Here is a 13397-nt window from a genome sequence, read left to right as displayed (position 1 = left end):
GTACGAGGACGGCCGGATATGAGGGTGCAGCGACCCTACCGGTCGGCCGCGAATATGAGCAGGGTGCATGTCACATGAGCGCCTACCCGTCCGTTCTCCCGGCAGGCATCACCGGACCCCCGCGGGCCGGCCGCGACCGGGCATGGGGGACGATAGGGGGCGTGGCAGCTGACAAGCGCGGCAACAAGACGCTGCGGGACCTGGTCCTCTCCCTGTTCGTCCTGGGGTTCGTCGTCTTCGCGATCTACGTGTTCATCCCGCACGACTCGCACGCGGACCCGGTCGTGGTCGTCCCGTACTCGGTGGAGCTGGGCCAGGCACGCCGCGCCGCGCCCTATCCGGTGGCCGCCCCCGAGGGCCTCGGCGCGGGCTGGCGCTGCACCTCGGTCACCTACAGCGACACCGACCCGAAGAACGTGACCTGGCACCTCGGCTTCGTCGACCCGCAGCAGAGCTACGTGGCGATCGAGCAGGGCAACGCGCCGAGCGCCGCCTTCGCCGCCTCCGTCACGCTCGGCGGCCACCGCGACGGCGCCCGCACGGTGACCGTCGCCGGGCAGACCTGGGACCGCTGGACCGGCGGCCGCTACTCCGCGCTGGTGCACCGCGAGACCGGCCACACCACCGTCGTGCTCGGCACCGCGCCCGAGGCCGTGCTCACGAAGACGGCCGCGGCGCTCCAGGAGCGCGGCGGCCACTGAGCGGCCCCGCCGCCCTCACTCCTGCCCGGCGCCCCGGCGCGCCTCCTCGGCGTCCACCCGCGCCTGCTCCGCCGCACCGGCGGCCAGCTCGTCCGCCTCCTCCGCGGCCAGCGCCGCGTCCAGCCGGGCCCTGGCGCCCTCCAGCCACCGCCGGCACACCTTCGCCAGCTCCTCGCCGCGCTCCCACAGCGCGAGCGACTCCTCCAGCGTGGCGCCGCCCGCCTCCAGCCGCCGCACCACGTCCACCAGCTCGTCGCGCGCCTGCTCGTACCCCAGGGTCGTGTCAGCCATGGCGGCAAGCCTAGGGCCTGGCGTGTGGATCTCCGCCGCCGTCCGGGCCCGCCCCGGCGCCCTCGCCGGGGTCCGGCGCGCCCACCCGGACCGGGAAGCCGCCCTCGGCGACCCGCGCCCGCAGCGCGTCCCCCGGGCGTACGTCCTGCGCGGAGCGCACCACCGCGCCGTCCGCCGCGCGCTGGAGCACCGCGTAGCCGCGGCTCAGCGTCGCGGCCGGGGACAGCGCGACCACCCGGGCCAGCGTGTGGGCGAGGTCGGAGTCGGCGCGGTCCAGCGCGTGCCGCAGGCTCCGCCGCGCCCGGTCCACCCGGTCGGCGACCTCCGCCGCCCGCTCGTCGACCATCCCGTACGGCGCGGCCAGCGACGGGCGGCTCAGCGCCGCGGCCAGACCGCGCTCCTCCCGGTCCAGCAGGCCGCGCACCACGCGCAGCGCCCGCTCGCGCACCTGCCGGACCCGGGCCAGCTCCTCGCGCACGTCCGGCACGACGCGCTTGGCGGCGTCGGTCGGCGTGGACGCCCGCAGGTCGGCCACCAGGTCGAGCAGCGGGGTGTCCGGCTCGTGCCCGATCGCCGAGACGACGGGCGTGCGGCACTGCGCGACGGCACGGATCAGCTGCTCGTCGGAGAACGGCAGCAGGTCCTCGACGCTGCCGCCGCCGCGCGCGACGATGATCACGTCGACCTCGGGGTGCGCGTCCAGCGCCCGTACCGCCTCGATCACCCGCGGTACCGCGGAGGCGCCCTGCACCGGCACGTTCCGCACCTCGAAGCGGACCGCGGGCCAGCGCAGCCGGGCGTTCTCCCGCACGTCCCGCTCGGCGGCCGAGGCGCGGCCGGTGACCAGGCCGACCAGCTGCGGCAGGAACGGCAGCGGCCGCTTGCGGTCCAGCGCGAACAGGCCCTCGGCGGCCAGCGTCTTCTTCAACTGCTCCAGCCGCGCGAGCAGTTCGCCGACCCCGACCGGGCGGATCTCCACCGCCCGCAGCGACAGCGTGCCGCGCGGCCCGTACCACTCGGGCCGCGCGTGCAGCACCACCCGCGCGCCCTCCCCGACCACGTCCGCGACCTGCTCGTACACCCCGCGGAAGCAGGTCACCGGGATCGACACGTCGTGCGAGGGGTCGCGCAGCGTCAGGAACACCACCCCGGCGCCCGGCCGGCGCGAGAGCTGGGTGATCTGGCCCTCGACCCACACCGCGCCGAGCCGGTCGATCCACCCGCCGATCAGCCGCGACACCTCACCGACCGGAATCGGCGCGTCCGCCGAGGTGTTCAGAGCCATGCCCGCACTCTATTGCGCCCCGCCGACACCCCGGCGTCGCGCCGGGACCGCCCCGTACGATGGGCCCATGACCTCTGACACCACCCGCCGAGTCCTGCTGGCCGCCCCCCGCGGGTACTGCGCGGGCGTCGACCGTGCCGTGATCACCGTCGAGAAGGCGCTGGAGCAGTACGGCGCCCCGGTCTACGTGCGCAAGCAGATCGTCCACAACAAGTACGTCGTGCAGACCCTGGAGAAGAAGGGCGCGATCTTCGTCGACGAGACGGAGGAGGTGCCCGAGAACGCCATCGTGATCTTCTCCGCGCACGGCGTGGCGCCGGTCGTCCACGAGGAGGCCGCCGAGCGGCGCCTCGCGTCCATCGACGCGACGTGCCCGCTGGTCACCAAGGTGCACAAGGAGGCGGTCCGGTTCGCCGACTCCGACTACGACATCCTGCTGATCGGCCACGAGGGCCACGAAGAGGTCGTCGGCACCATGGGCGAGGCGCCCGAGCGGATGCACCTGGTCGACGGCCCGGCCGACGCCGCCACCGTCCAGGTCCGCGACGAGTCCAAGGTCGTCTGGCTCTCCCAGACCACGCTGTCGGTGGACGAGACGATGGAGACCGTGGACGCGCTCAAGCAGCGCTTCCCGCAGCTGCTCTCGCCGCCCAGCGACGACATCTGCTACGCCACCCAGAACCGCCAGGTCGCGGTGAAGCAGATCGCCGCCGAGGCCGACCTGGTGATCGTGGTCGGGTCCCGCAACTCCTCCAACTCCATCCGGCTGGTCGAGGTCGCGCTGCAGTCCGGCGCCGCCGCCTCCCACCTGGTGGACTTCGCCGACGAGTGCGAGGACGCCTGGCTCGACGGCGTCGGCACCGTCGGCGTCACCTCCGGCGCCTCGGTGCCGGAGATCCTCGTCGAGGGCGTGCTGGAGTGGCTGGCCGCCCGCGGTTTCGCGGACGTCTCGGTGGTCACCTCGGCGCAGGAGTCGATCCAGTTCTCGCTGCCCAAGGAGTTGCGCCGTGATCTGCGTGCCGAGCTCTCGGCCGGGGAATCGGCCAAGAGGTGAGTGTTCCCACCCACCCCTAACGTGGAGGCCATGGACGTGTTCGGAGTGGACATCGGCGGCACGGGCATCAAGGGCGCCCCGGTCGACCTGGAGAAGGGCGATCTCGCCCAGGAGCGGCTGAAGGTGGCGACACCCCATCCGGCGACCCCCGAGGCGGTGCTCGAAGGGGTGGTCGAGGTCGTCACGCACTTCGGCCACACCGGGCCGCTGGGCGTGACCTTCCCCGGGGTCGTGGTGGACGGCGTGACCCGTACCGCGGCGAACGTGGACAAGGGCTGGATCGGCTGCGACGCCCGCAAGCTGATCGGCGACCGGCTCGGGCTGCCCGTGGTGGTGATGAACGACGCGGACGCCGCCGGGATCGCCGAGATGACGTACGGCGCCGGCCGCGACCGCGGGGGCACGGTCATCATGCTCACCCTCGGCACCGGCATCGGCAGCGCGCTCTTCGTCGACGGCCGGCTGGTGCCCAACACCGAGCTGGGCCACCTGGAGCTGCACGGCCACGACGCGGAGACCCGCGCCTCGGTCAAGGCCCGCGAGGACGAGGACCTGAGCTGGGAGCACTGGGCGCACCGGCTGCGCAAGTACCTCGCGCACGTGGAGATGCTCTTCTCGCCGAGCCTGTTCGTGATCGGCGGCGGGATCAGCCGCAAGGCGGAGAAGTTCCTGCCGCTGATCACCGGGATCAGCGCGGAGATCGTGCCGGCGGAGCTTCAGAACAACGCCGGGATCGTCGGCGCCGCGATGGCAGCCGCAAAGCTCTGACCCCGACGATCAGCGCGGCGAGCGCGGTGCCGGTGTAGAGCCAGCCGGTCATGGTGGCCAGCCCGGTGAAGACGCCGATCAGGTGTCCGACCAGGCCGCCGGTGCCGCTGTCGGCGGTCAGCGCGATGCCCACCGCGAAGGCGATCGGCGCGGCCACCGGCGCGGCCACCAGGTCGTACGGGCGCACGTACACCGCGCCCGCGACGCTGACCGCGACGAAGACTACGCCGAAGAGGACGCCGGGCCCGCCGAAGAGCATCGCGTCGGCGGCCCCGCCGAGGGCGGTGACCACGGTGGTCAGCGCGCCCGCGCCCAGGCCGGTCAGCCGCGGCCTGGGCCGGCTCCCCGGCCTGTTCCCCGGCCGGGACCCGGGCATCGACCCCGGCCTCGACCCGGGCGGGCCTGCGGTGCGCGGCCGGCGGGCCGGATCGCCCGCCGGGTGGGCCGGGCGCGGCGCGCGGTAGACGCCGGCCGAGGTCTCCCCGGCCGGGGCCGGACCCGGTCCCGTACGCGCAGTGTGTTGGTCCACCTACTTACAGTAGGCACGGCAGTCGGGTGATCGCATGACAGGACACGCGGATTCCCTCCAGTGGGGGCGGCCGTTCGACGGCCCGGCCGGGAGGCGGGGGCGCGGCCCGTAGACTGGGCGGCGTTCTCGCACCCCCTCGGATCTCGCTACGGGAAGTCGCCACGTGTCGCTCACCATCGGAATCGTCGGCCTGCCGAACGTCGGCAAGTCGACGCTCTTCAACGCCCTGACCAAGAACGACGTGCTGGCGGCCAACTACCCGTTCGCCACCATCGAGCCCAACGTCGGCGTGGTGGGCGTGCCCGACCCGCGGCTCGGCAGGCTCGCCGAGATCTTCGCCTCGGCCCGCGTGCTGCCGGCCACCGTCGACTTCGTGGACATCGCCGGCATCGTGCGCGGCGCCTCCGAGGGCGAGGGCCTGGGCAACAAGTTCCTCGCGAACATCCGCGAGTCCGACGCGATCTGCCAGGTCATCCGGGCCTTCAAGGACGAGAACGTGGTCCATGTGGACGGCAAGGTGTCGCCCAAGGACGACATCGAGACCATCAACACCGAGCTGATCCTCGCCGACCTGCAGTCCGTCGAGAAGGCGATCCCGCGCCTGACGAAGGAGGCGCGGCTGCAGAAGGAGAAGGCCGCGGTGCTGGCCGCGGCCGAGGCCGCGCAGACGATCCTCGCCGCGGGCGACACACTCTTCTCGCACGGCATCAGCAAGGGCACCGAGCAGGGCCGCCTGCTGCACGAGCTGCACCTGCTGACCACCAAGCCGTTCCTCTACGTCTTCAACGTCGACGAGGACGAGCTGACGGACGAGGCGTTCAAGGACGAGCAGCGCGCGCTGGTCGCCCCCGCCGAGGCGATCTTCCTCAACGCCAAGCTGGAGATGGACCTCGCCGAACTCGACGACGAGGAGGCCCTCGAACTCCTCCAGTCCGTCGGCCAGCAGGAGCCGGGCCTGGCCACCCTCGCCCGCGTCGGCTTCGAGACCCTCGGCCTGCAGACCTACCTGACCGCCGGCCCGAAGGAGGCCCGCGCCTGGACCATCAAGCGCGGAGCCACCGCCCCCGAGGCGGCCGGCGTCATCCACACGGACTTCCAGAAGGGCTTCATCAAGGCGGAGGTCGTCTCCTACGACGACCTGGTCACCACCGGCTCCGTCCTCGAAGCCCGCGCGAAGGGCAAGGCCCGCATGGAGGGCAAGGACTACGTCATGCAGGACGGCGACGTGGTGGAGTTCCGCTTCAACGTGTAGTTGAGTGGGCGGAAGGCCGTCTGACCTGCGGCGGAGAGTTCGGGCGGGCTTAGCGGTCCGCACCGAGTCCGCAAGCGCGCTGACGAAGGATCAGCGCGGGGGAGTGGTTACGCCGCCTCTGTGGCCGGCGCGTCACCCTCGTCGGGGCTGTCCGCGTATGCCTTGTCGACGGCGGCTCGGGTCCGTTCCTCGGAGTCGGGCCACAGGTGGGTGTAGATGTTCAGCGTCATGGCTGCGTTGGTGTGGCCGAGGCGCTCGGAGACGGTCTTCACGGACTCGCCGTGCTTGATGAGCAGGCTGGCGTAGTGGTGCCGCAGGGCGTGGGGGCCGGTCCCCTTCGGGACGCCAGCCTTGACACAGGCGGGCCGCCAGGCGTGGTCCATGAAGTGGGTGTAGACGATGGGTCCTCCCTGCGGTGCGGTGAAGACCCAGCCCTCGGCGCCCTCGACGGGGAAGTCCCGCAGGTGCGCCTTCAGTGCGTCGACTGCCATCTTCGGCAGCGGGACGGTGCGGTGCGAGCGGGCAGTCTTGGGCGGTCCGACGTAGACCCCGTGCTTGGCGGTCTGCTGGATCTGCTGCTCGACCGTGACGGTCGCATGCAGCAGGTCCGCGTGGCGGAGTTGGAGCCCGAAGAGCTCGCCTGGCCGTAGCCCCGTGGCGGCACCCAGCAGCACCAGGGCCTTGTAGCGGCCCGGTATTTGGGCGGACAGCGCTCGGACTTGTTCCACCGCCAGCGGCACCACGCGCTTCCGGGGAACGGAGGGGAGCTTCGCGTCGCTGCACGGGTTGGTCGGGATCATGCGATCACGGACAGCGGCTCGGAAGACGGCGTTGACGGTGTTGAAGACGGTCCGTGTCGTGCTGGCGGCGAGCCCGTGGGTCGTCAACAGTCCGGTGACCCAGCTCTGAACGTCGCCGGGCTTGATCATGCCCAGCGCTCGCTTCTCCCAGGCCGGATAGACGTAGCAGCGCAGGTGCTGTTCCACGGACTTCGCGGTGGACGGGCGGTGGGGCTGGCTGGAGCGCCACTGCTCCGCGTACTCCTTGAACGGCTTCTTCGCTGATCGCGGGTCGACGTACTGGCCGATGACAACGCTGGTGGCGACTTCGTCGAGCCAGCGCTGGGCGTCGACCTTGCGGTCGAAGTGCCGGGCGTGCTCCTTGCCGTCCTGGTCGCGGTAGCGGGCGCGCCAACTGCCGTTGGGGCGCTTCTGGATGTTGGCCAACTCAGGTTCTCCTTCTGTGGGTCAGTAGTAGCCCCCGTCTTCGATGTACTCGGTCAGGGCGCGGGCGTCGCGCTCCTCGCCCATGAGGCGGAGGCATTGGGTATGGATCCCGGTGGAGCTGTCGGGGTGGGCTTTGAGGTAGGCGGCGATGGTGGTGACGGCTCTGTGCAGCCGGTCCTGGGCGTCGCGGGATTCGTAGAAGGCTTCGACGGCTTCCTGGACGAACCGCCGGCCTTGGAGGTCGATGCCGTCCAGTGGCGGCGACATGAGCTCTTCCAGGGGCAGTTCGAAGACGCGGGCGAAGCCGAGGGCTTCGTCCAGGGTGATCTTGCGGCGGGGTTTGCCGTTCTCCATGCGCCAGACGGCTGTCTGGTTCATCGGGATGCCGGCCTTGGTCATGCGGGCTGCCAGTTCGGTGGTGCTCCAGCCTCTCGTTTCGCGTTCCAGGGCGATGCGGGCTGCGGCGTTGCCTTCGCTGTACAGCAGCGGGGCGCTGCCGGGGTCGGGCTCGGTCATCGGTCGTGTCTCCTCTCCGGTGTGGTCGGGTTCCCCGGGTCTAGTCAAAATGTACCACAGATTATGCGATTTGCATAACGGCACTTCGTGTGGGATGCTTGTTCAAAATCGCTAGCGTTCTAGTCGAAGGGGAGAGATGGACCGCTACCTGACCACCGCCGAGGTGGCCCAGCGCTACCGCACGGCCGACAGCACCGTCCGCTACTGGCGCCACATCGGATACGGGCCCAAGGGGGTGAAGATCGGCCGCCGTGTGCTCTACAGCGAGGCCGAACTCACCCGCTTCGAGCAGCGCCTGGCCAAGCAGGCCACCAGTCGCGACGACTGGACCCTGGGGGCCTGATGCGCCCAGCCCCGGAGAACGAAACGACCCCCGGCGCTACCAACGCCGAGGGCCTCGTGAACATCCCAGCAACCGAGCCATCGATTCACCACGGTGGAGGCGGGCCTGCCAGCCACAGCCCCACCGGAAGGAGTTCAGCATGAATGTTACGCCCCCGACGCCCGAGGGCGCATCCCAGCGACCCGTCTGGCCACTGGTGGCCATACCGGGCCAGCAAGGCCACTACGCGCCCGGCACGGCCCCCGTTGGGGCCACCCAGGCCGGTCCCGAAAGGCCGGAGGCACCCCCCGTCGCGCCACCCAAGGCGCTGGACTGGGGTCCGGCCGAGGGCTCGCAGACGCTGGGCGCTCTGCGTTCACAGATCGCCCGGTTCGTGATCCTGCCCTCCCCGCACGCCCTGGACGCGGTCACGCTGTGGGTGGCGGCAACGCACCTGCAAGCGGCCTGGCAGCACGCCCCGCGGCTGGCGGTGGTCGGCCCGGCCAAGCGGTGTGGGAAGTCCCGGCTGCTGGACGTGCTGACCGAGACCGTCCACGAGCCGATGCTGACGGTCAACACGACCCCGGCCGCGGTCTTCCGCTCCATCGGCGACCAGCCGCCGACACTGCTGGTGGACGAGGCCGACACGATCTTCGGCAGCGTGAAGGTCGCGGAGAAGAACGAGGAGCTGCGCGGCCTGCTCAACGCCGGCCACCAGCGCAACCGGTACGTCACCCGCGTGGTCGGCAACGACCACACCCCGCACCGCTTCGCCACCTTCGCCATGGCAGCGCTGGCCGGGATCGGCGACCTGCCGGACACGATCATGGACCGGTCGGTGGTGATCCGGATGCGCCGCCGGGCCGAGGGCGAGCGGGTCCACCCCTTCCGCTCCAAGCGGGACACCCCGGCCCTGCACGGCCTGCGGGAGCGGATCGTCTCCTGGGCCGGACCGCTGGCGGACACGGCGGCCGACCTGGAGCCGGAGCTACCGGTGGAGGACCGCGCCGCCGACACCTGGGAGCCTCTGGTGATCGTCGCCGACCTGGCCGGCGGGCCGTGGCCGGAACTGGCGCGGGAGGCGTGCGCCCGTATGGTCGCCGCTGAGGAACAGGCGGAAGAGGACAATCCCGGCGGCGCGAGGGTCCTCGCCGACATCCGGCGGATCTTCTTCGCCCGCCGCGAGCCGGACAGCCTGACCACCACCGAGCTCCTCGCCGAGTTGCGCTCGGACCCCGAGGCCCCGTGGGGGGAGTGGGGGAGGGCAGGACTGTCCGCCCGCGACCTGGGCTCGCTGCTGCGGGAGTTCGGCATCGTCTCGGGCAACGTCCGCATCGCCGACAGCACCCAGCGCAAGGGCTACACCCGCAGCAAGTTCCTCGACCCGTGGCGCCGCTACTGCCCCACCGTCCACCCCACCGCCGCGAACCCGGCACCCGTCACCGGCTGACCCGGAGGCTGTCCCCCGGTTGCCGTCCTTGCCGTCCCTGCCGTAACACCGCAGACCAGCAGGGCTCTTCGCGAGACGGCAACCGGGCCCAAGACGGCAACGCGATCATCAACAGGTCGCGTTGCCGCCCTGGGACGGCGCCCGCACCCGTCCCGTGCCGTCTTGACCGTCCCCGCCGTACCGCCGCAGGTCACACGCGGTGGCGCTGGGACGGCAGCCCCACACCCTGCCGTCCACAGGCACCCGTGTGACGGCGGCGTGCTCACCCAAGACTGCACCGTCGGCCCGCTGCCGTGACCGCCCTGACCTGCGGCTGCAACGGCCAAGACGGCAAAGACGGATCTTCCAGCAAGCCCTCCCCGTAAGGATGTTCTCCCGCATGCCCACCACCCCGATGGACGCGCACCCGGCCGCCACGGGTGCGTTCGCCCGCACCACGATCACGGTCGTGATGGCGGTCATCGCCGCGCTCGCCTTCGTCTTCTCCTTCGGCAACGTCTGGACCCTGGCGCTGCGGCTCGGCGTGCCCCGCCCGATCGCGCCGCTGATCGCACCGATGGTCGACCTGTCCGTGGTCGGCCTCCTGGTCGCCCTGCACCACCTGGCCGCCCACGGCACCGACCCCGCCCACCTGCGCTCCGCCACCCGCCTCATGCACCTGTGCGGCCTGCTCACCCTCGCCCTCAATACCGCCCAGCCCCTGCTGGCACGGCACTACGGCCGCGCCGCCATCGACACCGTCGCCCCCGCACTCCTGCTCGGCTGGGGAACCGTCGGCCCCACCCTCCTCCGCCACCTCCACACACCACCCCCACCGGCACAGCAGCGCCGACCGGCCCCGGCACCGGTCGCGGCAGCCGCCCCAGCCCGCCCTTCACCACTCAGTGCGCAGACACAGCCAAGGAACGCCAAGCCCACCACGACGGGTAAACGCACCGGACGTCCGCCGGCGGCAACCATGGACCAGCTCATCGCCATAGCCCGCCCCGCCGTCGCCGAACGCGGAATCATCACCACCGCCGTGGTCAAGCAGGCCCTAGACGACGCCGACACGCCGGTCGCCAGCGCCCGCTTGACCCAGCTGATGAAGCACCTCAAGGACGAACACGGCACCGCCGCGAAGGCTCGGCAGCCTGAGCCGGAGGCAGCCCGATCCCACCCCCCGGACGCCTGACGCCAGCCCGTAGTCCTGCTCACCCCGACCCGGCCGGGTTGGCCGGGTCGGGGTGCAGGGCCGCTTACGGCACCGCCCGATCCGGATGTGCGGATGTCCCATCGCCGGGGACTTCCGCACATCCGGGCGCCGCTCTCCTACACCCCGAACGCGGCTCGGCCAAACCGCCACCCGCCCGAACCATGACCCGTAATCGAGAGGACCCGCCCGTCATCCGCCACACCGACAACGCACCGCTGGAGACCGCCGTGAAGCCCACCCCCGACACCGGCACGGACGCCGAGGAAAGCCCCGAGCCTGCCACCAAGGCCCGTAAACTGGCTGGTCTGTGGCGGCGAGCCTTCACCAACACGGCTCCTGGCGGAGCCAGTTGTACCCAGTATCCGACTGTCGGCCGGAGTCTGGGGTCCTCCCCCCCGGGGGTGGCGGAGGAGACCCGGCGCGAGGGCGCGCCGGACGGACAAGCAGGCGCCGCCAGCGGCCCCGACCCGGACGCACTCGACGCCGTCCAGCGCGCCGTCCTCGCCGCCGCACACACCCACGACCGCGCCCACACCGCGCCGGCGAGTGAGGAAGACGCGGCGTTCATCCACGCCGGCGTCCCCGCTCTCGACGTGCCGCCGCTGACCGTCCAAGACGGTGCCCAGGCGATACCGAAGGGCAAGATCCGCCGGTTCAACGGCAAGCGCCGCACGCTGCGCGTCGGGCCGGTGGGCTTCACCGAGTCCGAGCACGCCGACCTCTTGGCAGCCGCTGAGCGGCACGGCTACGAGGGCACCTTGTCGGGCTACCTGGCGGATATCGCGCTGGCCTTCATCCGGGGCGCGTTCAGCGTCGACCTTCCGCTGCACACCGACCGGCAGGCGGTGCAGGAGTTCCGCGCGAAGGTCCGGTACGAGATCAACCGGATCGGGGTCAACGTCAACCAGATGGTCTACGTGCTGCACCGCGACGACCGGATCGAGCCGGACATCCGCGAACGCCTGGAGCGTCTGGACCGCCTCCTCACCCACATCGCCCGAGCGCTGCTCCTCCCCACCGAGACCACCGAGGTCACCGGCACCTCCGAGGACGTGTGCGGATGATCCCCTCGGTGAAGAAGCCCGGTAGCAATACCCGCGGACTGCTGGCCTACCTCTACGGTCCCGGCCGGCACGACGAACACCTCGACCCGCGCATCGTGGCGTCCTTCAGCCCGCGCGGCCTGCCCGACCCCGGCCGCGACCAGGACGCGACCCTCACCCAGCTCGGCCGGATCCTCGACGCCCCCGTCAAGCTCCGCAACGAAGGCTTCGGAAGGAAGGTCACCGACCACGTCTGGCACTGCCCCGTCCGCACCGCGCCCGGCGACCGGTACCTGTCGGACGCCGAATGGGGCGAGGTCGCCCGCCGTATCGTCCACGCCGCCGGCATCGCCCCCGACGGCGACCCCCTCGCATGCCGCTGGATCGCGGTGCGGCACGCCGACGACCACATCCACATCCTGGCCACCACCGTCCGCGAAGACGGCCGACGCCCCAAACTCCACAACTGCGGCATCCGCGCCCAGGCCGAAGCCCGCGCGATCGAGACCGAACTCGGCCTCCACCAGGTCACCCCCGGCGACCGGACCGGGGACCGCCGCCCCACCCAGGCCGAGATGCACAAGGCCGACCGCCTGGGCTGGGAGACGACCAGCCGCGCATGGCTCCAGGAACGCATCCGGGCCGCGATCCCGCACGCCGCCAGCGTCGAGGAACTGTTCGCCTACCTTGAGGCCGACGGCGTCGAGGTGAAGGTCCGCCGTTATCCCTCCGGCGACCTCCAGGGCTACAGCGTCGGCCGCCCAGGAGATGTGAAGGCCGACGGCGAGCAGGTCTACATCTCCGGCAGCAAGATCGCCCCCGACCTGTCCCTGCCCAAACTCCACGACCGCCTCGCCGCAGGGCAGCCCGAGCAGCACCCGACGGCCCGCCGCAACCGGCCCGCTACCTGCTGGCAGCGCGCCACCGACGCCCTCGACACGCTCCACGACCATCTCACCGCCGACGACGGCAGCGGTGGCAGCCGGAACGCGAAGGAGGCGGCGCAGGGGCAGATCGCCGCGCTGGGAGAGCTCATCGACGCCATCGCCCAGACCGCACCGGCCGAGCTGCGAAGCCAGCTGCGGTCCGCAAGCAGGGAGTTCGCTCGCGCCCAACGCTCCCGCATCCGCGCTGACCACCACACCGCTACTGGCCTGCGTCAGGCGGCACGCGACATCGTCCACGCCGGGGACGGTGCCGATGGCAGCGCGTTCGCCGTCCTGCTCACCGCCCTGGTCTGGTCGGCGATCCTGGCCGCCCGCTGGCACCAGGCCCAAGGCCACCAGCAGCAGGCCGAAGCCGCCCGCACCACCGTGATCCACCTGCAAGCCGCCTACGACCAGGCCGCCACACCACACCTCACCGCACTCACCCACCGCCAACCCACCCCGGAGACCACCAACACCCTCGCCGGCGCGGTCCGCTCCGCCATCCCCGACCACGCCGACCGCATCCTCACCGACCCCAACTGGCCAGCCCTGGCCACCGTCCTCGCCGACGCCCACGCAGCCGGCCACCCACCCCGCACACTCCTCGCCGAAGCCGCCGCACGCCGCGAACTCACCACAGCCCGCCAACCCGCCAAAGTCCTCCTCGGCCGCATCCAACACACCACCCGCAACCCCGCCCCCAACCCCCGCGCCGAAGCCGCCCGCCTCCGCTCCCACGCCGCAGGCAACCTCCCCCGCCCGAACAACCCCCAGCCCGCCACACGACCGACCAGCCCCGCAACCGAACCCCGACAGCGCCACGGGCGCTGAAGCAT

Annotated in this window: 14 protein-coding genes; 9 read left to right on the top strand and 5 right to left on the bottom strand. The window is 71.9% G+C overall.

Translation table 11 applies throughout. The features are described 5' to 3' along the window. The first annotated feature begins 161 nt into the window (after positions 1 to 161). Complete coding sequence (locus V2S66_RS16235) at positions 162 to 701, top strand: DUF4245 domain-containing protein (RefSeq protein WP_330796017.1); 540 nt, start codon at positions 162 to 164, stop codon at positions 699 to 701. Positions 702 to 716: 15 nt separating this feature from the next. On the opposite strand, the gene V2S66_RS16230 is transcribed toward V2S66_RS16235, so the two are convergent. Beyond that, a complete protein-coding gene (locus V2S66_RS16230) occupies positions 717 to 992 on the bottom strand; it encodes an exodeoxyribonuclease VII small subunit (RefSeq protein WP_330796016.1) in 276 nt (91 codons plus the stop codon). A gap of 10 nt (positions 993 to 1002) precedes the next feature. Beyond that, positions 1003 to 2277, bottom strand: coding sequence for an exodeoxyribonuclease VII large subunit (gene xseA / locus V2S66_RS16225; RefSeq protein ID WP_330796014.1), 1275 nt, complete (start codon positions 2275 to 2277; stop codon positions 1003 to 1005). Between the two features lie 67 nt (positions 2278 to 2344). On the opposite strand from xseA, the gene V2S66_RS16220 reads away from it, so the two are divergent. Both V2S66_RS16220 and ppgK read left to right on the top strand, forming a co-directional pair. Further along, positions 2345 to 3331, top strand: a complete 987-nt coding sequence (locus tag V2S66_RS16220) for a 4-hydroxy-3-methylbut-2-enyl diphosphate reductase (protein WP_330796012.1) — start codon at positions 2345 to 2347, stop codon at positions 3329 to 3331. 30 nt (positions 3332 to 3361) lie between these two features. After that, a complete protein-coding gene (gene ppgK / locus V2S66_RS16215) occupies positions 3362 to 4099 on the top strand; it encodes a polyphosphate--glucose phosphotransferase (RefSeq protein WP_330796010.1) in 738 nt (245 codons plus the stop codon). On the opposite strand, the gene V2S66_RS16210 is transcribed toward ppgK, so the two are convergent. Next, on the bottom strand, positions 4020 to 4628 hold the full coding sequence (locus V2S66_RS16210) for a DUF6542 domain-containing protein (RefSeq protein WP_330796008.1): 609 nt from the start codon (positions 4626 to 4628) through the stop codon (positions 4020 to 4022). The genes ppgK and V2S66_RS16210 overlap by 80 nt on opposite strands. A gap of 163 nt (positions 4629 to 4791) precedes the next feature. Here V2S66_RS16210 and ychF point away from each other — a divergent pair, with 163 nt between their 5' ends. Then, entirely contained in the window at positions 4792 to 5880 is a 1089-nt protein-coding gene (ychF, locus tag V2S66_RS16205) for a redox-regulated ATPase YchF (RefSeq protein ID WP_330796006.1), read from the top strand. Positions 5881 to 5987: 107 nt separating this feature from the next. Here ychF and V2S66_RS16200 read toward each other — a convergent pair whose 3' ends face one another. Together V2S66_RS16200 and V2S66_RS16195 are read right to left on the bottom strand one after the other, a co-directional pair. Next, positions 5988 to 7106 carry a tyrosine-type recombinase/integrase gene (locus tag V2S66_RS16200; RefSeq protein ID WP_330796005.1) on the bottom strand — a complete coding sequence of 373 codons (1119 nt, stop codon included), beginning with the start codon at positions 7104 to 7106 and terminating at the stop codon, positions 5988 to 5990. A 21-nt stretch (positions 7107 to 7127) separates the two neighbouring features. Next, positions 7128 to 7622: a helix-turn-helix domain-containing protein gene (locus V2S66_RS16195; protein WP_330796003.1), complete on the bottom strand. Its 495-nt coding sequence runs from the start codon at positions 7620 to 7622 to the stop codon at positions 7128 to 7130. Positions 7623 to 7758: 136 nt separating this feature from the next. On the opposite strand from V2S66_RS16195, the gene V2S66_RS16190 reads away from it, so the two are divergent. The 5 genes from V2S66_RS16190 to V2S66_RS16170 all read left to right on the top strand — a co-directional run bounded on the left by V2S66_RS16190 (position 7759) and on the right by V2S66_RS16170 (position 13392). Then, on the top strand, positions 7759 to 7965 hold the full coding sequence (locus V2S66_RS16190; RefSeq protein ID WP_330796002.1) for a helix-turn-helix transcriptional regulator: 207 nt from the start codon (positions 7759 to 7761) through the stop codon (positions 7963 to 7965). A 139-nt stretch (positions 7966 to 8104) separates the two neighbouring features. Further along, positions 8105 to 9394, top strand: a complete 1290-nt coding sequence (locus V2S66_RS16185; RefSeq protein WP_330796000.1) for a DUF3631 domain-containing protein — start codon at positions 8105 to 8107, stop codon at positions 9392 to 9394. Between the two features lie 379 nt (positions 9395 to 9773). After that, positions 9774 to 10568: a DUF2637 domain-containing protein gene (locus tag V2S66_RS16180; protein ID WP_330795998.1), complete on the top strand. Its 795-nt coding sequence runs from the start codon at positions 9774 to 9776 to the stop codon at positions 10566 to 10568. A 182-nt stretch (positions 10569 to 10750) separates the two neighbouring features. Next, positions 10751 to 11653 carry a plasmid mobilization relaxosome protein MobC gene (locus V2S66_RS16175; protein WP_330795996.1) on the top strand — a complete coding sequence of 301 codons (903 nt, stop codon included), beginning with the start codon at positions 10751 to 10753 and terminating at the stop codon, positions 11651 to 11653. After that, positions 11650 to 13392, top strand: a complete 1743-nt coding sequence (locus V2S66_RS16170; RefSeq protein ID WP_330795994.1) for a relaxase/mobilization nuclease domain-containing protein — start codon at positions 11650 to 11652, stop codon at positions 13390 to 13392. The genes V2S66_RS16175 and V2S66_RS16170 overlap by 4 nt, the downstream gene beginning before the upstream one ends. Positions 13393 to 13397: the final 5 nt, after the last annotated feature.

This window comes from Actinacidiphila polyblastidii, assembly GCF_036353415.1.
Lineage (GTDB): Bacteria > Actinomycetota > Actinomycetes > Streptomycetales > Streptomycetaceae > Actinacidiphila > Actinacidiphila polyblastidii.
This window is presented reverse-complemented; position numbering and strand designations above follow the sequence as displayed.